This is a genomic window from Stenotrophomonas sp. 22DLJC03, from assembly GCF_056861405.1.
The window spans coordinates 22,461-40,313 of sequence record NZ_JBSPUG010000009.1 but is presented as its reverse complement, the minus strand read 5'-3'; the positions used below and the strand labels follow the sequence as shown (position 1 = coordinate 40,313).

Sequence of the window (17,853 nt, the reverse complement as noted above, 5' to 3'; positions counted from 1 at the left end):
CCCCACTGGACCGCTGCCATGCGCGCCATTGCCTACACCCAAGCCGGCCTGCCGATCGATGATGCCCAGGCCCTGATCGACATCGAACTGGAGCTGCCGCAGCCCGGCCCGCGTGATCTGCGGGTGGCGGTGCGCGCGGTGGCAGTGAACCCGGTCGACACCAAGGTCCGCCGCGGCGTGGCCACCGATGGCCCGCGCGTGCTGGGCTGGGATGCGGTCGGCATCGTCGACGCAGTGGGCAGCGAGGTCACCCTGTTCCAGCCTGGCGATGCGGTCTACTACGCCGGCGTCATCGACCGCCCGGGCAGCAATGCCGAGTACCAGCTGGTGGACGAGCGCAGCGTCGGCCGCAAGCCGGCCAGCCTCGACGATGCGGCCGCCGCCGCGTTGCCACTGACCGCAATCACCGCCTGGGAGCTGCTGTTCGACCGCCTGCGCATTCCCGAGGGCGGCGGTGAAGGCCAGACCCTGCTGGTGATCGGTGCTGCCGGTGGCGTTGGTTCGATCCTGGTGCAGCTGGCGCGGAAGCTGACCAAGCTGACCGTGATCGGCACCGCCTCGCGTCCGGATACCCAGGACTGGGCGTACGCAATGGGCGCACACCACGTGATCGACCATAGCCTGCCGCTGGCCGAGGGACTGGCGCGGTTGGGCATCAGCGAGGTGCAGCACGTGGCCAGCCTGACCCACTCCGACCAGCACTACGCGCAGATCGTGGAACTGCTGGCGCCGCAGGGCCAGTTGGGGCTGATCGATGATCCCGGCCAGGTCGACGTGATCGCGCTCAAGCGCAAGGCGTTGTCACTGCACTGGGAATCGATGTTCACCCGGCCGCTGTACCGCACCGCCGACATGCAGCGCCAGCATGACCTGTTGAATCGGGTGGCCGAGCTGATCGACGGCGGTGTGCTGCAGACCACCCTGGGCGAGCACTTCGGCCGCATCGATGCCGCCAACCTGCGGCGTGCCCACGCGCTGCTGGAAAGCCATCGCGCCAAGGGCAAGATCGTGCTGGAAGGCTGGTAAGGCCCGGTTTCTCCTGTAGAACCGAGCCTGCGCTCGGCTCTACAGCGCTTCATCCACGCATGGCGTGGATCAGCCGTGTCGACCAAGGTCGACACCTACCAACAGCTGCGGAAGCCACTGCTCAGGCCACACCGTTGTCGACGTGGGCGGCGAAACCCGGCTGCTGGCGCAGGCGTTCGAACCACGCCGCGAGGTGTGGCAGCACGGGCTTGTTGCCAGGCGTGCTGCGCCAGCGTTGGGTCGACAGCCCGAGCACGATGTCAGCGAGAGTAAAGGTGTTGCCTGCCACGTAGCCGTCGGTAGCGCCCAGCTGTGCATCAAGCACTGCCATCAGCCGGTTCCACTGCACCAGGCTGGCCTCGGCGCGGGCGTCATCCGGATAGTCCGGATGCTGGCGCACGCGCGCCATGAACACCAGTCGCCAGGCACTGTTGAGGTCGCTGGCCTGCCAGTCCATCCATTGCTCCACCCGTGCACGGGCCTGCGCCGCGGCGGGCAGCAGGTCCTCGCGTCCGCCGCGCGTGGCCAGGTAGCGGCAGATGCTGTTGGATTCCCACAGCACGAAGTCGCCATCGCGCAGCACCGGGACCTGCCGGTTCGGGTTCAGCGTGGCCAGCAGCGCCGACGATGGCGTCGGTTCGTGGTGGAGCGGGAGATCCAGCACGGCGCCCAGCCACAGTACCTTGCGGACGTTGATCGAGGTCGTCTTTCCGTACAGGGTGAGCATGGTCCTGACGCAGCAGTTGAGACTCGGCCAGCCTACACTTGCCCCATGCAAACCGAATATCTGCTTATTGGCGCCCTTCTATTGGCCGTGCTCATCCTGCAGCTGGTCGCCCTGCTGCGCCGCCCGCCGCACGATCGCCTGGAACAGGCGGTGCGTGAGGAAGCGCGCTCCGGGCGCAGTGAACTGCGTGAACAGCTCGATGGCTTCGCCCGCGCGCTGACCGATCTGTCCACCCGCACCGACCAGCGCCTGGACCTGCTGCGCGAAGCGCTGGGCGAAGACGCGCGCAAGGCGCGTGCCGAAGCGGCCGAGAGCCAACAGCGGGGCGCGGCGTTGATGGGACAGCGCCTGCAGGAACTGCGCGCGCAGCTGGAAGTGTTCGGCCAGCAGCAGGAGGCCCGCATCCATGCCTTTGGCCAGCAGCTGCAGGAACTCACCGGGCGCACCGATACCCAGCTCGGCGCGCTGCGCCAGACCCTGGTGGACGATGCGCGCAAGGGGCGCGAGGAAGGTGCGCAGTCGCAGCAGCGCCTGACTGAAAGCCTGGGCCTGCGCCTGCAGGAACTGACCCAGCGCAACGAACAGCGCATCGCCGAGATGCGTACGACCCTCGAAGAACAGCTGCGCGCGCTGCAGAACGACAATGCGCAGAAGCTGGAGCAGATGCGCCACACCGTGGATGAGAAGCTGCAGTCGACGTTGGAAACCCGCCTGGGCAATTCCTTCAAGCTGGTCTCCGAACGCCTGGAGCAGGTGCAGCGCGGCCTCGGCGAGATGCAGCAGCTGGCCACCGGCGTCGGCGACCTCAAGCGCGTGCTGACCAACGTCAAAAACCGCGGCAGCTGGGGCGAAGTGCAGTTGGAGAACATTCTCGAGCAGACGCTGACCCAGGAGCAGTACGCGCGTGCGGTGAAGGTGCGCCCGGACAGCGGCGAGATGGTTGATATCGCGGTGCGCCTGCCGGGTCGCAGCGGCGACGACACGCCGGTGTGGTTGCCGATCGACTCCAAGTTCCCGCGTGAGGACTACGAGCGGTTGCTGGACGCGCAGGAGCAGGGCGACGCCGAGGGTGTGCGCCTGCAAGGCATCCAGCTGGAGCGCGCGGTACGCGTGCAGGCGAAGTCGATCTGCGACAAATACATCGCGCCGCCGCACACCACCGACTTCGCGGTGATGTTCCTGCCCACCGAAGGCCTGTATGCCGAAGTGATCCGGCGCCCGGGCCTGGTTGATCTGCTTCAGCGCGAGCACCGCGTGGTGGTGGCCGGGCCAACCACGGTCACCGCCCTGCTCAACAGCCTGCAGATGGGCTTCCGCACGCTGGCCATCGAGCAGCGTTCCAGCGAGGTGTGGAGCCTGCTGGGCGCGGTGAAGAGCGAGTTCGGCAAGTTCGCCGGCATCCTGGAAAAGGCCGAGAAGCAGATCACCACGGTTGGTCGCAGCATCGGCGAGGCCAGCCGCAAGACGCGTACGATCGAACGGCGCCTGCGTGGCGTGGAGTCGCTGGCATCCGAACAGGCGCAGTCGCTGCTGGGCGATCTGGCCGAGAGTGATGCGGCGGGCGAGGACGAAGGCAGCGACGGCGACACCGACGAGGCCTGAGTCACGCGGATACGCCGCCTGCATCGTCGATGCGTATGCTGGCGGCCTGTCCGTCTCGATCAGGTACCGCCATGCGCCTGTGCCTCTGTACCAGCCTCGTCCTGACCGCGTTGCTTGCCGCCTGCAGCAGCGCACCACCGGCTGCCGATACGGCGGGGACACCTGCCGCAGCCACCAGCCCTGAAGCAGCCGAGGCGTACCGCGAAGCGCGTGACGTCGACTGCCAGGCAGCGGGTGGCACCCTGCAGCGGCTCGGCCGGCTGCAGCGCGAGCAATGCGTGATTCCCCATGCTGATGCCGGCAAGGCCTGCAGCCGCAAGAGCGACTGCACCGGCCAGTGCCTGGCCACGGGCGAAGTGGCCGCCGGCAGTGCCGCCACCGGTACATGCCAGCGCGATGCCAGCCAGAACTTCGGTTGCCGCCAGCGCATCGAGGATGGAAAGGCGCTGGGCACGATCTGCGTGGATTGATCGTAGCGCCGGTCGCAGGCCGGCAACCGCATGAACCCTTGCGAACGGTCGCACGATTGCCGGCCAGCGGCCGGCACTACCGGCATCGCGCGGCGCTATGCTGGTGGGCCATTCCCCGCTGTTGCCGGAGCCCCCGCGTGAGCACCCCGATCCAGGACATTTCCCTCACCACCATTGACGGCCAGCCGTCCTCGCTTGCCGACTACCAGGGCAAGGTGCTGCTGCTGGTCAACGTCGCCTCCAAGTGTGGCCTGACCCCGCAGTACGAAGGCCTGCAGGCGCTGTATGCGGAAAAGCACGCGCAGGGCCTGGAAGTGCTGGGCTTCCCCGCCAACAACTTTCTCGGCCAGGAGCCGGGCAGCGAGGCGGAAATCCAGCAGTTCTGCCAGCTCACCTACGACGTCAGCTTCCCGATGTTCTCCAAGATCAGCGTGGCCGGTGACGACACCCACCCGCTGTACCAGCAGCTGACCGCCGCACAGCCGCAGTCGATCGGCGAAGGCCCGCTGCGTGAGCGCCTGGCCAGCAAGGAGATCCCGATCCATCCGGCACCGGCGGTGCTGTGGAACTTCGAGAAGTTCCTGATCGGCCGCGACGGCAAGGTCATCGCCCGCTTTGCCCCGGACGTGGCCGCTGACGATGCGCGCGTGCGCGAGGCCATCGAGGCAGCGCTGGCCGCCTGAGGAAAGCGTGCCAACCAAGGTTGGCACCTACCGGAAAAGAATCTCGCTGGAAAAGAAAAACCCCGCCGAGGCGGGGTTTTTCATGCGTCGATGGAAGGACTCAATGCGTCCACTGCGGCATCGGCATCGCATCGACCGGGATCGGCGAATTGGCGTCGTCGTGACCACGGTCGCGCTTGCTGCGCAGATCGTTCTCGATCTGGTAGTTGCGGCGCTGCATCCACGCGTCGCGGACCAGAGAGTACTCGTCCACGGCGGTGTCGCGAAGGTCGTCGATCGCCAGCAGCTGGGCGCGGGTATCGACCAGCTGCAGGCCCTGCAGGCCGATGCGCAGCTTGTCCTCTTCGATGCGGCGGATCGGCGACAGCGGAATGTCACCGGCCAGGCCGAACACATCGCGCACGGTGCGCGGGCCGAAGAACGGCAGTTCCACGTAGCGCGAACGACGCCAGCCCCAGGCACCCAGGGTCTGCCCGAAGTCTTCATTGCGACGCGGCACCATCGCCTTGCTGGCCGGATCGAACAGGCCACCGATACCCAGCGTGCTGTTCATCAGGAAGCGGCCCAGGCTGTCCCAGGCATCGCCACCGCGGCCCTGCAGCAGCTGGTTGGTGATGGTCACCGGCGCACGCAGGTTGCTGAAGAAATTGCTGACACCGGTACGCGCGAAGCGCGGCACCACGTGGGTATAGGCGGTGGCCAGCGGGCGGGCGATGCCGCGGTCAACCGCGTTGTTGAACTTGTGCACCTTGCGGTTGAACGGTTCCCACGGGTCGTAGGCCGCTGCACTGCCGGTGTTGCCGGCACCACCGTAGAGGGCATCGAAGTCGTCGTCACCGCCCGGTGCGGTGGCGGCTGCAGCCTTCGCAGCGTCGGTGTCGGCGCTGGACGCGGCCGCTGCCTGAGGCAGACTGGCCGCAGCCGGCGGGCTTGCGACGGGTGCGGCCGAGCCGGCTTCGGCCGCTGCGGTATCGACGGCAGGGGCCTCGGCGGTGGTGCTGGCCGGGACCACGGTGCTGGCCACCGGTGCATCGCTGCGCGCGGGTTTGCCGGCGCAGGCGGTGAGGGCGGTGGCCAGGACGATCAGGGGGAGAGTGCGTACGACGTTCATGTCAGCTCGCAGCAGAAGTAGCGTTGAAATCCAGGTCGGGCGACAGCCGGTAGGCCGCGCTCAATTCGTTGTAGCCGGCCGGCGCGCCGGAGATCGCCAGCGGATGGCCGCTCGTGCGTGCACGCGCGGCCAGCTCAGCCAGCAGGGCCAGGCCGGCGCTGTCCACGCGCTCGACCTCGCCCAGCTCCAGCCGTGCCAGTTTCGCCGGCAGTGCCTGAAGTTGCGGCCACAGTGCGATCACCGCGGCACGGTCGAGCACCCCGCGCAGGCGCAGGGTGTCGCCTTCCAGCAGCGCCAGCGCGTTACTTGCCATTGCCCGCGGGCCCGGCCTGCATGCTGCCGCTGTGCAGTTCGGTGGCCACCTGCTTGATGCCCTTCTGGCGCAGCGGGGTGTCAAACTGGTTGCGGAAGGTCTGCACGTAGGAGATGCCTTCGATGTTGACGTCGAAGATCTTCCACTGGCCGTTCACGTTGCGCATCCAGTACTCGACCGGGGTCGGCTCGTTGCCGGCGCGCACCAGTTCGGTGCTCACGCGCACGCCACGATTGCCCGGCAGCGGGCTTTCACCCTTCAGGCGGAAGCTCGGCTTGCCCTGGATGTTCAGCAGGGTCGAACCGTAGCGCTGCATCAGGCTGTCAGCCATCGCATCGGCGAACAGCTTGATGTCAGCATCGGAAGCACCGCGGGCGTGCGGGCCCAGCACCAGGCGCGCGGCATAGTCGCGGTCGAAGGTGCGGGTCAGCTCGCTGTCGATGTAGCTGCGCAGGCTGGCCGGGTTGCTGGTGAATTCGCTCTTGCGCTGCTGCAGGGTGCTCAGGATGCGGCTGCTGGCATCGATCACCACCTTGCCCGCCTGCCCCTGCGCCGCGGCTGCGGCGGGAGCGGCGGCCTGCGCCTGGGCGAGGAACGGAGTGGCTGCCAGCAGCGCCGAGGCGAGCAGGGCCGGGATCAGTTTCATCTTCATGGTTGCGGTTCCGTTGCAGGCGCCTGCGCGCCATCGTTGGGCTTCTGAGCAGCGCCGCCACCGGCGCCGCCACTGAACATGTACTTGCCGACCAGCTGGATCAGGTCCACGGCGGGCTGGGTGAAGACGATCTCGTCGCCGGCCTTGAGCACGTCCGGATCACCGCCCGGCTGCAGACCGATATAGCTCTCGCCCAGCAAACCGCTGGTGAAGATGCCGGCCGAGGTGTCCGCCGGCAGGTCCTTGACCTTGCTGTCCATGCGCAGGGTCACGATCGATTCGAACTTCACCGGGTCCAGGTCGATCGAAGCGACCTGGCCGACGGTGACGCCGCCGATCTTCACCGGCGCCTGCTTGCGCAGCTGCCCAACCTGGGAGAAGCGTGCCTTCAGGTCGTAGCCTTCGCTGCCCCAGCTCCAGCGCTGGTTGGTCGAGGCCACGGCCAGCACCATCAGCGAGGCCAGGGCCAGCAGCAGGAAGGCGCCGACGGAGAATTCGAGTCTGGGACCGCGGATGGCCATGTGGATTACCTGATCGAGTCGTTGTGGCTGCGCGCCGATGCGCACCGCCGGTGGAGGGGTTAGGTGAACAACATTGCCGACAGCACGAAGTTGAACATCAGCACCAGCAGCGAGGCGTTGACCACCGCACGGGTAGTGGCGACAGAGGTGCCTTCGATGGTCGGTTCGGCATGGAAGCCGACGTAGGACGCGACCAGTGCCGCGGTGCCGCCGAAGATCGCCGACTTCAGCATCGCCACGCCGAAGTCGTCCCAGAAGTCCACGCTGTTGCGCAGCGCCGACCAGAACACGCCATTGTCCAGGCCCAGCACGTGTACTGCTTCAAAGTAGCTGGCGCTGATCGCCAGCGAACAGAACACGCCGGTCAGCAGCGGCACGGTCAGCACCGCCGCCCAGAAGCGCGGCGCCACGGCCTTGGCCACTGGATCGATGGCCATCAGCTCCAGTGCCTTGATCTGGTCGGTGGCACGCATCAGGCCCAGTTCGGCGGCGATCGAGCTGCCGGCGCGGCCGATGAACAGCAACGCGGTCAGCACCGGTGCCAGTTCGCGGTACAGCGACAGGCCGAGCAGGGTCGATAGTGCGTCGGCCGCACCGAAGGTGGTCAGCGTGCGGTAGCCCTGCAGGGTCAGCACCAGGCCGACGAAGGCACCACCGACGGCGATGATCGGCAGCGAGCGCGCACCGATCTTGTAGATCTCGCGGGTCAGCTCGCCCAGGAAATCACGGGTCGGCAGCGAACCACGCAGCACGGTCAGCGAGAACAGGCCGGCACGGCCCAGCGAGCGGGTGGCTTGGACGAACGGCATCAGGCGACCCTCGCGCGCGGCGCGGCATCGAACGGAATGGGGCCATCGGGCTGGCCATGCAGGAACTGCCGCAGCAGCGGGTCCTGGCTGGACTGCAGCGCTTCGGGAGACCCCTGGAACACGACGCCGCCATTGGCGATCGCGATCACCTGGTCGCAGATCGGCAGCGTCTCGTGCACGTGGTGGCTGACGATGATGCTGGTCAGGCCCAGGCTGTGGTTGAGGCGCTGGATCAGGCTCATGATCACCCCCGAGGCGATCGGGTCCAGCCCGGTCAGCGGCTCGTCGTAGATCATCAGTGGTGGGTCCAGTGCCAGCGCGCGGGCCAGCGCTACGCGCCGGGCCATGCCGCCGGACAGCTCACGCGGCCAGGCATCGGCGGCGGCCAGCAGGCCCACCGCATGCAGCTTCATCTGCACCAGCCGGCGCAGTACCGCAGCGGGCAGGCGGGTGTGGGTGCGCAGCGGCAGCGCCACGTTCTCGGCCACGGTGAGGTCGGTCAGCAGGCCATTGCCCTGCAGCAGCACGCCCACGCTCTTGCGCATTTCCAGCAGCGCGCCGCTGTTGTGCGGAATCGGCTTGCCGAACAGGGTGACCTCGCCGGCGACCGGGCGCAGTTCGCCGGTCAGCGCCGCCAGCAGGGTCGACTTGCCACTGCCGGACGGACCGAGCACCGCAGTGATGCTGCCCTTGGGCACCTGCAGCGACACGTCGCGCAGGATCGTGCGCCCGCTCCGGTCGATGCGGACGTTGGATAACTGCACCAGACTGGAGGCGGAAGCCGACATGGGCACCATTAACGTTTTTTAGACATCGAAGGATCGGGCCCGTCTGCTGAACATAAGCAGACTGGACGGTCCAGTATTGTTGCACGGCAAGCCCTCGCGCAGGCCGGGACAATCGACAGGGGTCCCGGAACAATCCGTACCGGCGATGGCCCGGATCATTGAATACTGCGTGCCGTGCTGCACACTGTGCACGATGAGTGACCCGGGCAGCGATTTCCGCCTCTACCATTCCAACTCCCTGGACGTGCTGGCCGCGCTGCTGGCGCGCAACGTGCGTGCGCCGGTATCTGGCCAGCCGTTGCTGGCACCGGAAGTGGTGCTGATCCCGCAGGTGGCGATGCGGCGTTGGCTGCAAGCGACACTGGCGGCTGAGTTTGGCGTTGCCGCCAATCTTGAATTCCTGACCCCGGGCGAGTTCGTGGCCCGTGCGCTGAAGGCCAATGTCAGCGGCGAGCAGGACGACCTGGACGCGGCCGGCCTGCACTGGAAGCTGTACCAGGCACTGCGTGACCCGGTACTGCTGGCGCAGCCCCCGATGCGCGCGCTGCAGTCCTATCTTGCCGGTGGCGACGCGTTGAAACCGTGGGCGCTGGCCGGCGAGCTGGCCTCGGTGTTCGAGAAGTACCAGGCCTGGCGTCGTGACTGGCTGCTGCGCTGGGCCGCCGGTGCCGATCCGGCCGACCCGCAGGCGATCCTGTGGCGCACCATCACCCACGGCCACGACTATCGCGCGCGCCGCATCCAGGAATACCTGGGCCGCTTCGAGGGTGCCGGTAAGCCGCTGCCGCAGGGCTTGCCGCTGCGCATGTCCGCGTTTGCGACGCTCAACATCTCGCCCGACGTGCTGCGGGTGATGGCCACCCAGGCGCGTGTCGGCGAGCTGCACTTCTATATGCCCACCCCGGTGCAGTCGTACTGGGGCGATCTGCAGACCCTGGCCGAGCGCCTGCGCAGCGGCGCGCCGGACCCGTTCGGCGAGGCCGCAGGCGAGAACCGCCTGCTGGAAGCCTGGGGTGCGGCGGGCCGCGACTTCATGGCGGTGCTGGGCAGCTACGAGGTGGTGCACCCGGCCGGCGAGATTGCGGCCTATTCCGATCCGGAGGAGGACACACGCCCGAGCCTGGACCAGGGCGGCCTGTCCGATAGCCTGCTGCATCGCCTGCAGCGCGATCTGTTCCACCGCCGCGCGCTGCCCTCGGGCGAGCTGCGCGACGGGCTGCGCAGCGACGACCCCAGCCTGCAGGTGCACGCCTGCCACACCCGCCTGCGTGAGCTGCAGGTGCTGCACGACCAGCTGCGCAGCCTGCTGCAGGACCCGCGCTTCGACCCGCCGCTGCAGGCGCGCGAGATCGCGGTGCTGGCGCCGGACATCGATCCCTACGTGCCGTACCTGGAAGCGGTGTTCGGCGGCCGTGGTGGCGAGGAGGAGCACATCCCCTATGCGCTGGCCGACAGCAGCCCGCTTGCAGGTGAACCACTTGCCGATGTGTTCGTGCACCTGCTGGGGCTGCCGGTATCGCGATTCGGGCTCAATGAAGTGCTGGACCTGCTGGCCAGTGCACCGCTGGCCGAAGCGGCTGGGCTGGAAGCGGTGGACTTCGACCGCCTGCATGGCTGGCTGCAGCAGGCCGGTGCACGCTGGGGCCTGGATGCGAAGCACCGCCACCAGCACCAGGCGCCGGCCGACGACGCCTACACCTGGCAGTTCGCGCTGGACCGCCTGGTACTCGGTCACGCCACCGGCAGCGAGACCGACCTGGCCGGCGTGGCGCCGTGGATCGAGCTGGAAGGGGGTGCGCTGGAAGCGCTGGACCGGCTGCTGCGCCTGCTGCGCGTGCTGGCGATCTACCAGCGTCGCCTCGGCGAGCTGCTGACCCCGGCGCAGTGGCGGCAGCGGCTGCTGTCGCTGCTCGATGCACTGTTGCCCACCGCGCCCAGCTCGCCCAACAGCCAGCGCGCGCTGGAGCGCCTGCGCAAGCTGCTCAACCAGTTTGCCGACGATGCCGCCAAGGCCGGTTTCGAAGACGGCGTGCCACCGGAGGTGGTGCGTTCGCACTTCGCCGGTGCGCTGGGCGAGGCCGATACGCGCGCACCGCTGCTGACCGGTGGCATCAGTTTCGGCCGCATGGTGCCGATGCGCCTGCTGCCATTCCGGGTGATCTGCGTGCTGGGCCTCAATGACGGTGATTTCCCGCGCCGTGACCCGGCTGCCGGTCTCAACCAGCTCACCGCCGAGCTGGATACGCCGCGCCGCCGTCCGGGCGACCGCTCCACGCGCGAGGACGACCGCTTCCTGTTCCTGCAGCTGTTCGCCGCCGCGCAGGAGGTGTTCTATCTCAGCTATCTCGGCGCCGATCCGCGCGATGGAAGCGTGCGCGAGCCCTCGGTGCTGGTCAGCGAACTGATCGATGCCGCCGCTGCGTATCACCTCGATCCGCCTCTGGCGGTCCGCGACTTCACCGTGCGCCACGCACTGCAGCCGTTCTCGCCAGCCGCGTTTGGTGATGGCGATCCACGCCGCTTCAGCTATCGCCGCCAGTGGCATCCGGCGGCCGGTCGCCTCACCGGCCAGCGTGGTGGACTGCAGCCGTGGTTCGATGCACCGTTGCCACCGCCGCTCGACGATGCGGTGGAAGACGAGGTCGCGCTCGATACCCTGCGCCGTTTCCTGTGCGATCCGGCCGGGCAGTTCCTGGCGCAGTCGCTGGGCCTGCGCCTGGCTGACGAGGTCGAGGAGGTCGATGACCTGGAACCGCTGGTGCTGTCTTCGCGTGGCCCGGAAAAGCGCAGTGTGCAGGCGGCGGTGGTGCGCGCTGCGCTCAGTGGCGATATCGAGCCGTTGTACCCGCGCTTGCGCGCACGCGGCCTGCTGCCCTCGGGTCCATTGGGCGAGCGCCAGTTCGAGGTGGAGCAGTTGAAGACGCGCCCGTATGCCAGTGCATTGCTGGGCTGGATGCAGGGCGAACCACTGGAAAGCCGTCGCTATGAGGTGGAGATCGATGGCGTGCGCCTGCATGGCCGCGTGGCCGATCGGCATCCCGAAGGGCTGGTACGCCTGCGCGCCGGCACGCTCAATGGCAACGCAGTGATCCGTCAGGGCCTGGACTGGCTGCTGGCCAACGCCGCCGGCGACGCATTGCCCCTCGTGCAGTTCCACGATGGCGGCGATGCCGGTCCGGGCCCGCATGTGCTGCCGGCACTGAGCGTTCCCGCTGCACGGGCGGCGCTGCGTGCACTGCTGCAGCTGCGCCAGCGTGGCCTGCGTGAACCGCTGCGCTTTGCCCCGTATACCGGCTGGGTGCTGTACAACGCGCCGGCAGAAAAACAGCGCAGCGAAGGCTGGAAGCAGTGGCACGGCAGCGACCGCAGCTGGGGTGAAGCCAGCAGCGACGCCTGGCAGCTGCTGCTGCGTGGCGCCGACCCGTTCGCCACCGATGCCAGCTATGCCGACCTGCTGCGCAACAGCCAAGTGGTCTTCAGCGCGGTGCGCGAAGGCCGCACCCTCGGCGCCGAAGCACGCCAGGAGGGCGGCGCATGAACACCGCCATCGCCGAAGACGGCATCGAATCCCTCAACCGCGATCCCTATCTGGCCCTGCCGCTGGACGGCATCCGCCTCATCGAAGCCAGCGCCGGCACCGGCAAGACCTTCACCCTGGCCACGCTGTTCACCCGGCTGGTGGTGGAGCAGGGCCTGCGTATCGGCCAGATCCTGGCAGTGACCTTCACCGATGCCGCCACCCAGGAACTGCGCAAGCGCATCCGCGAGCGCCTGGCGCTGGCCGCGCGCCTGGTCGATCTGGAAGCGGCCGAGGGTGAAGCACCGGACGTGCGATTGACCCGCGAGGTACTGCAGCGCCATCTACAGGTCGGAACCGAGAGCGCGGCCGCATTGAAGCGACGCCTGCAGGTGGCCGCCGATGAGATCGACCTGGCTTCGATCTTCACCATCCACGGCTTCTGCACCCGCGTGCTGCGTGAGCATGCGCTGGAAAGCGGCCATACCTTTGATCCGCCGGAACTGCTGGCCAGCGATCGTGAACTGCTGGAGGAGCTGGCCGCTGACCTGTGGCGCGTGCATGCCAACGACCCGGCCACGCTGGAGCCGCTGACCTGGCTGTGGTCCAACCCGGATGCGCTGGCCGCCGATCTGCGCGCGCTGCTGGCTGCGCCGCCACTGCACCCGTTGCCACAGGCGGTGGCGCTGGCCGATCCACACCCGGCATTGCAGTGCGCGGCGGAAGCACTGTCGGCAAGCGTGCGCGAGCATGGCGAGCAGTTCTTCATCGACCTCTGCGATGCCGTCGACAACAAGTGGATCAACGGGGTGTCCTACAAGCTGGGCTGGCTGCACCCGCTGGGCCGGCAGCTGCTGGCCTGGGCCGAGCGTGCCGACCCGCGCGAACTTCTGGCCAGCGAACGCCTGCCAGCACTGCTGCCGGATGTACTGGCCGAAAAGACCAACAAGAAATTCCCCGATCGCACGCCGTCGTCGCCATTGCAGGCGCCGTTGGTGCGCTATGTCGCGCTGTTGGCCGAACGCGATGCCTGGTTGCGTGCCACTGCATTGAATTTCCTGCACGTGCTTCGCGCCGAAGCCACGCAGCGGCTGCAGGCGCTGAAGCGCACGCGCCGGGTGCAGACCTACGACGATCTGATCGATGGCGTGGCGGTGGCGCTGGAAGGCCCGCAACGGCTGCCACTGGTGAAACAACTGCGCGCGCAGTACCGCATCGCGCTGGTCGATGAGTTCCAGGACACCGACGACCGCCAGTGGGGCATCTTCCACACCGTGTTCGGCGATTCGCCGGAGGTACGCGAGCTCGGCCTGGCACCGGCGCTGTTCCTGATCGGCGACCCCAAGCAGGCGATCTATGGTTTCCGCGGCGGCGATATCCATACTTACCTGAAGGCCAGGCAGGTGGCGCAGCAGGCGCCTGTGCTGGACCAGAACTTCCGCTCGCGCCCGGCTGTGCTGCGTGCGCTGCAGGCGCTGTACGACAACGGTGGTGAGGACGCCTTCCTCGAACGCGACATCCAGTTCGAGCCGGTGCGGCCCGGTGGCGTGCGTATCGATACGGACTATCTGCGCAACGGTGATGCCGCCGTGGCGCTGACCCTGCGCGTGCTGCGCAGTGGCGGTGACAAGGTAATGAGTGCCGATGCCTCGCGCGATGCGGCCACCCAGGCCTGCGTGGCCGCGATCCATCAGACCCTGGTCGCTGCGCGGGCCGGCAATGCCGTGTTGCGTGGGCGCCCGGTGCAGCCTGGTGACATCGCGGTGCTGGTGCGCTCGCATCGCGAGGCCACCCTGGTACAGCGCGCGCTGGCCGCGGTCGGCATTCCCGCGGTGGCAGCCGGCAAGCAGAGCCTGTTCGCCACCACTGAAGCGCGCGATCTTCGTGCGCTGCTGCTGGCACTGCTGCAACCCGCCGACGAAGGCCGCCTGCGTGCGGTGCTGGCCACCGTGCTGCTTGGCCAGCGGGCAAGTGCGATCGCCGCGATGGAACGCGAGGGCGACCTGCAACGCGAGTTCCAGGCGCGGCTGCTGCATTGGCGCGAGCGCTGGCAACGCGGCGGGCCGTTCGCGGTGATTGCCGATGTCTGCGCCGCACAGGGCGAACGCCTGCTGGCGCTGATCGACGGCGAGCGCCGTCTGACCAATTACCTGCAACTGGGTGAACTGCTGCAGGAAGCCTCGGCGCAGGCGCTGGGCATGCACGGCCTGCTGGACTGGCTGCAGGGGCAGATGGCCAGCGCCGACCAGGATGACGAGCAACAGCTGCTGCGCTTGGAATCGGACGCGCGCCGCGTGCAGATCATAACCCTGCACAAGAGCAAGGGCTTGGAGTATCCGCTGGTGTTCCTGCCGTTTGTCGGCATCGACGGTGGCGCACCGAACACTGCCTCGCACTGCACGGTGCATGTGGGCGGCCAGCGCCAGCTGCACTGGAAGCTGGACAGGGACGAGGCCTGGGAAGCGGCGAGTGCCCAGCGCGAGCGTGAGCAGCGTGCCGAGGATGCGCGCCTGCTGTATGTGGGACTGACCCGTGCCGAGCATGCGCTGTGGATCGCAGTGGGCGATCTGGCGGGGCTCGGCAAGACGCGTCTGGCGCCGCTGCTGGGTGACCTGCAGGCGCTGCGCTCGCACGCCGATGTGTACATCGATGACAGTGAGGCACCGTCCTCGCTGCCACCGCTGGCGGCCGAAGTGGAAGGTGACCTTCCGGCGGTGCGTGCCCTGACCCGGCGCGTACCGCACGATTGGTGGGTGTACAGCTTCACCCAGCTCGCCCATGCCGATGCCGGCGCGGGCAGTGATATCGAAGCCGCCGCGACCGAGCTGCCGGCGCCCGCTGCTGACGAACCCGCTGGCCCGGAACTGCCACTGGAACCGGCGTTGCCGGAAGCCGCGGCGGCGGCCGAGGACAGCACACCGATCGACCCGCGCTTCATGGGCAGTCGTTTCGGCAACGTGCTGCACGAAGCCATGGAGAACGTCGATTTCGCTGCCTGGGGCGATTGGCAGCCCGGCCAACAAGCGCCAGAAGGCCAGGCCGAGGTGCTGCGCAAGGCGCTGCACGATGAGGGCTATGCCGATGCCGATCTGGACGATGGCGTGGCGGTGCTGGTGCCGCTGGTCGGCCACACGCTGACCGTACCGCTGCCCGAAGGCGGCGCGCTGCACAGTCTGGGCGAAGGCGAGCGCCGCGCGGAAATCGACTTCCATTTCGCCATCGAACCGACGACGGTGCCGGCGCTGCTGCAGGTGCTGCATGCGCACGGTGTTTCCAGCACGCGACGCGGCTTCGGCCAGCGCCGCCGGTTGGAAGGGCTGATGACCGGCATGATCGACCTGACCTATGTGCGCGACGGGCGCTGGTACGTGCTCGACTACAAGTCCAACCGCCTGCCTGGTTACAGCCCGGACCTGCTGGCCATTGCCATGCGCCACAGCGAGTACGACCTGCAGGCGCTGATCTACACCGTGGCCCTGCATCGCTGGCTGCGTTTCCGCCTGGGTGCGGCCTACGACTACGAGCGCGACATGGGCGGCATCCGCTATCTGTTCTGCCGCGGCCTGGATGCCGCCGGCAACGGTGTGCATGTGGACCGCTTCCCGTTGGCGCTGGTGGATGCCCTGGATGCGTTGTTCGCCGGTGGCGAACAGGCCCAGGCCGAACTGGCCGCGCGTGCCCGTGGAGCCGGCGCATGAGCCTGTTGAAGGAGCTGCACAAGAAAGGCTTGCTACGCACCCTCGACCATGCATTGGCGACCAGCCTGCAGCGGCTGCGCGACGACACGCCCGAGAGTGTGGCACTGGCGGCCGCCCTGGCTTCTTTGGCGGTATCGCAGGGACACGCAGCGTTCGATCCGGCACATCCGCAGCGGTTGCTGGAAGGCGTTCCCGAGTGGCCTGCCGCGCAGGACTGGCTGGCACAGTTGCGCGCATCGCCCTGGATCGCGACGCCGGAGCAGGCCGACGCCATCGCCGAGGATGCACCGCTGGTGCTGGAAAACGGGTTGCTCTACCTGCGCCGCTACCGTGAGTACGAGCGTCAGCTGGCGGCTGGGCTGCAGCGCATCGGCCGGCATCCGCTGCCGGCGCCGGACATGGCAGCGTTGGCGCCGTTGTTCGCGCAGCTGTTCCCACAGGCACTGGGCGGCGAGGATCACCAGGCACGCGCCGCCGGCGTGACCCTGCGCCATCCGCTGGCGCTGGTCACCGGCGGCCCCGGCACCGGCAAAACCACCACCATCGCGCGCCTGTTGCTGCTGCTGGCCGCGCAGGCCCGGCAGGCCGGCCAGCCGCTTCCCGAGGTGGCGCTGGCTGCGCCTACCGGGCGCGCCGCCGAGCGCATGGCCGAGAGCCTGCGCGTGGCCGTGCAAAGGCTGCAGGAACAAGGACTGGACCCGGCGTTGTGCACGGCGCTGCCCAGTACCGGCACCACCCTGCATCGCCTGCTCGGCGTGATTCCCGATTCACCGCGCTTCCGCCATCACGCCGATAACCCGCTGCCGGTGGACGTGGTCGTGGTCGACGAAGCCTCGATGATCGATCTGCCGATGATGGCCAAGCTGGTCGATGCGATCGACAGCGGCACCCGGCTGATCCTGCTCGGCGATCCCGACCAGCTGCCGTCGGTCGAAGCCGGCGACGTGCTCAGCGCGATCCTGCGTGCCAGCGGCGACGGCATCGGCACCCGTGCCGACGACGCGCAGGCGTTGCACGGCCTGCTGGCGCCGGCCACCTTGCAGCCGCAGGCCTCGCCACGCGCCTTCGCCGGCCGCCGCGTGCAGCTGCAGCGCGGTTACCGGCAGAGCGATGCGCTGGACCTGGCACCGCTGGCACATGCCGTGCGCGAGGGCGACAGCAGCACCGCGCTGCAGCTGCTGCGCAGTGGTGAACTGGCCGGCGTGCATTTCCACGAAGGCGAAGCCGATCCGCTGCGTGGCCAGCGTGAGCACCTGCTGGGCCATTGGCGCGCGCTGGCCGACACCGCCGATCCGGTACGGGCCCTGCAGCAGGCGGGTCGCCTGCGCGTGCTGACCGCCTTGCGCGAAGGCCCGCAGGGCGCGCGCGGGCTCAACAGCCGTATCGAACAGCTGCTGGCCGGCAACACCCCCGGCTACTTCCAGGGCCGCCTGCTGCTGGTCACCGAGAACAGCTACCGGCATCGCCTGTTCAACGGCGATATCGGCATCTGCCTGCGTGATGGCAGCGGCGCGATGGTGGCCTGGTTCCCCGGCGACAGCGTCGATCAGCCGCGCGCCTTCCACCCGGCCGCACTGCCCGCGCACGAAAGCGCCTTCGCGATGACCGTGCACAAGGCGCAGGGCTCGGAGTTCGACGAAGTGTGGTTGCAGCTGCCGCGCCAGGACAGCCGCGTGCTGTCGCGCGAACTGGTCTACACCGGCCTGACCCGCGCCCGTCAGGTCCTGCATGTGGCCGGCAGTGCCGACGTGCTGCAGGCCGCGCTGAAGCGCCACGCCAGCCGGTTGGGTGGCCTGGCCTGGCGACTGGGTGCGGAAGCGGTGGTCGAAAAATCGGCGCGTACTGAACAGCCTACGGTGCAGGGCACATTGTTCTGAATCGGGGTCGGATCCCGTTCCCAATGGGAACGGGCTCTGACCCTCGTCGCCGAGGCACG

Annotated in this window: 14 protein-coding genes; 7 read left to right on the top strand and 7 right to left on the bottom strand. The window is 68.3% G+C overall.

Annotated features, from left to right (window positions below; all coding sequences use genetic code 11):
• The first annotated feature begins 18 nt into the window (after positions 1-18).
• On the top strand, positions 19-1,026 hold the full coding sequence (locus AC13GA_RS19935; RefSeq protein WP_430766764.1) for a zinc-binding alcohol dehydrogenase family protein: 1,008 nt from the start codon (positions 19-21) through the stop codon (positions 1,024-1,026).
• Positions 1,027-1,147: 121 nt separating this feature from the next.
• Here AC13GA_RS19935 and AC13GA_RS19930 read toward each other — a convergent pair whose 3' ends face one another.
• Positions 1,148-1,753: a glutathione S-transferase family protein gene (locus tag AC13GA_RS19930; RefSeq protein ID WP_482998811.1), complete on the bottom strand. Its 606-nt coding sequence runs from the start codon at positions 1,751-1,753 to the stop codon at positions 1,148-1,150.
• 45 nt (positions 1,754-1,798) lie between these two features.
• On the opposite strand from AC13GA_RS19930, the gene AC13GA_RS19925 reads away from it, so the two are divergent.
• From AC13GA_RS19925 to AC13GA_RS19915, 3 genes are all read left to right on the top strand, one after another.
• Complete coding sequence (locus tag AC13GA_RS19925; RefSeq protein ID WP_046983827.1) at positions 1,799-3,355, top strand: DNA recombination protein RmuC; 1,557 nt, start codon at positions 1,799-1,801, stop codon at positions 3,353-3,355.
• A 71-nt stretch (positions 3,356-3,426) separates the two neighbouring features.
• Positions 3,427-3,825 (top strand): hypothetical protein, encoded by a 399-nt coding sequence (locus AC13GA_RS19920; RefSeq protein WP_482998810.1) that lies wholly within the window; start codon positions 3,427-3,429, stop codon positions 3,823-3,825.
• 137 nt (positions 3,826-3,962) lie between these two features.
• Positions 3,963-4,508, top strand: a complete 546-nt coding sequence (locus tag AC13GA_RS19915; protein ID WP_046983825.1) for a glutathione peroxidase — start codon at positions 3,963-3,965, stop codon at positions 4,506-4,508.
• Positions 4,509-4,608: 100 nt separating this feature from the next.
• Here AC13GA_RS19915 and AC13GA_RS19910 read toward each other — a convergent pair whose 3' ends face one another.
• Genes AC13GA_RS19910 through AC13GA_RS19885 form a run of 6 tightly spaced genes read right to left on the bottom strand, consistent with a single transcriptional unit; the run spans position 4,609 to position 8,702 of the window.
• Positions 4,609-5,619, bottom strand: coding sequence for an MlaA family lipoprotein (locus AC13GA_RS19910; protein ID WP_337302991.1), 1,011 nt, complete (start codon positions 5,617-5,619; stop codon positions 4,609-4,611).
• A gap of 1 nt (position 5,620) precedes the next feature.
• Positions 5,621-5,932, bottom strand: a complete 312-nt coding sequence (locus AC13GA_RS19905) for an STAS domain-containing protein (protein WP_012512544.1) — start codon at positions 5,930-5,932, stop codon at positions 5,621-5,623.
• Entirely contained in the window at positions 5,922-6,584 is a 663-nt protein-coding gene (locus tag AC13GA_RS19900; RefSeq protein WP_046983823.1) for an MlaC/ttg2D family ABC transporter substrate-binding protein, read from the bottom strand. The genes AC13GA_RS19905 and AC13GA_RS19900 overlap by 11 nt, the downstream gene beginning before the upstream one ends.
• Positions 6,581-7,105 (bottom strand): outer membrane lipid asymmetry maintenance protein MlaD, encoded by a 525-nt coding sequence (gene mlaD, locus AC13GA_RS19895; RefSeq protein WP_010487482.1) that lies wholly within the window; start codon positions 7,103-7,105, stop codon positions 6,581-6,583. Before mlaD ends, AC13GA_RS19900 begins: the two co-directional genes overlap by 4 nt.
• Positions 7,106-7,164: 59 nt before the next feature.
• Positions 7,165-7,914 (bottom strand): MlaE family lipid ABC transporter permease subunit, encoded by a 750-nt coding sequence (locus AC13GA_RS19890; RefSeq protein WP_046983822.1) that lies wholly within the window; start codon positions 7,912-7,914, stop codon positions 7,165-7,167.
• The gene (locus AC13GA_RS19885; RefSeq protein WP_046983848.1) at positions 7,914-8,702 is read right to left on the bottom strand and encodes an ABC transporter ATP-binding protein; all 789 of its coding nucleotides are present in this window, start codon (positions 8,700-8,702) and stop codon (positions 7,914-7,916) included. Before AC13GA_RS19885 ends, AC13GA_RS19890 begins: the two co-directional genes overlap by 1 nt.
• Positions 8,703-8,895: 193 nt before the next feature.
• Here AC13GA_RS19885 and recC point away from each other — a divergent pair, with 193 nt between their 5' ends.
• The 3 genes from recC to recD are packed head-to-tail and all read left to right on the top strand — an operon-like array spanning position 8,896 to position 17,794.
• Positions 8,896-12,240, top strand: coding sequence for an exodeoxyribonuclease V subunit gamma (gene recC / locus AC13GA_RS19880; RefSeq protein WP_482998809.1), 3,345 nt, complete (start codon positions 8,896-8,898; stop codon positions 12,238-12,240).
• Positions 12,237-15,917: an exodeoxyribonuclease V subunit beta gene (recB, locus tag AC13GA_RS19875; RefSeq protein ID WP_482998808.1), complete on the top strand. Its 3,681-nt coding sequence runs from the start codon at positions 12,237-12,239 to the stop codon at positions 15,915-15,917. Before recC ends, recB begins: the two co-directional genes overlap by 4 nt.
• Positions 15,914-17,794, top strand: a complete 1,881-nt coding sequence (gene recD, locus AC13GA_RS19870; RefSeq protein ID WP_136639517.1) for an exodeoxyribonuclease V subunit alpha — start codon at positions 15,914-15,916, stop codon at positions 17,792-17,794. The genes recB and recD overlap by 4 nt, the downstream gene beginning before the upstream one ends.
• Positions 17,795-17,853 lie beyond the last annotated feature (59 nt).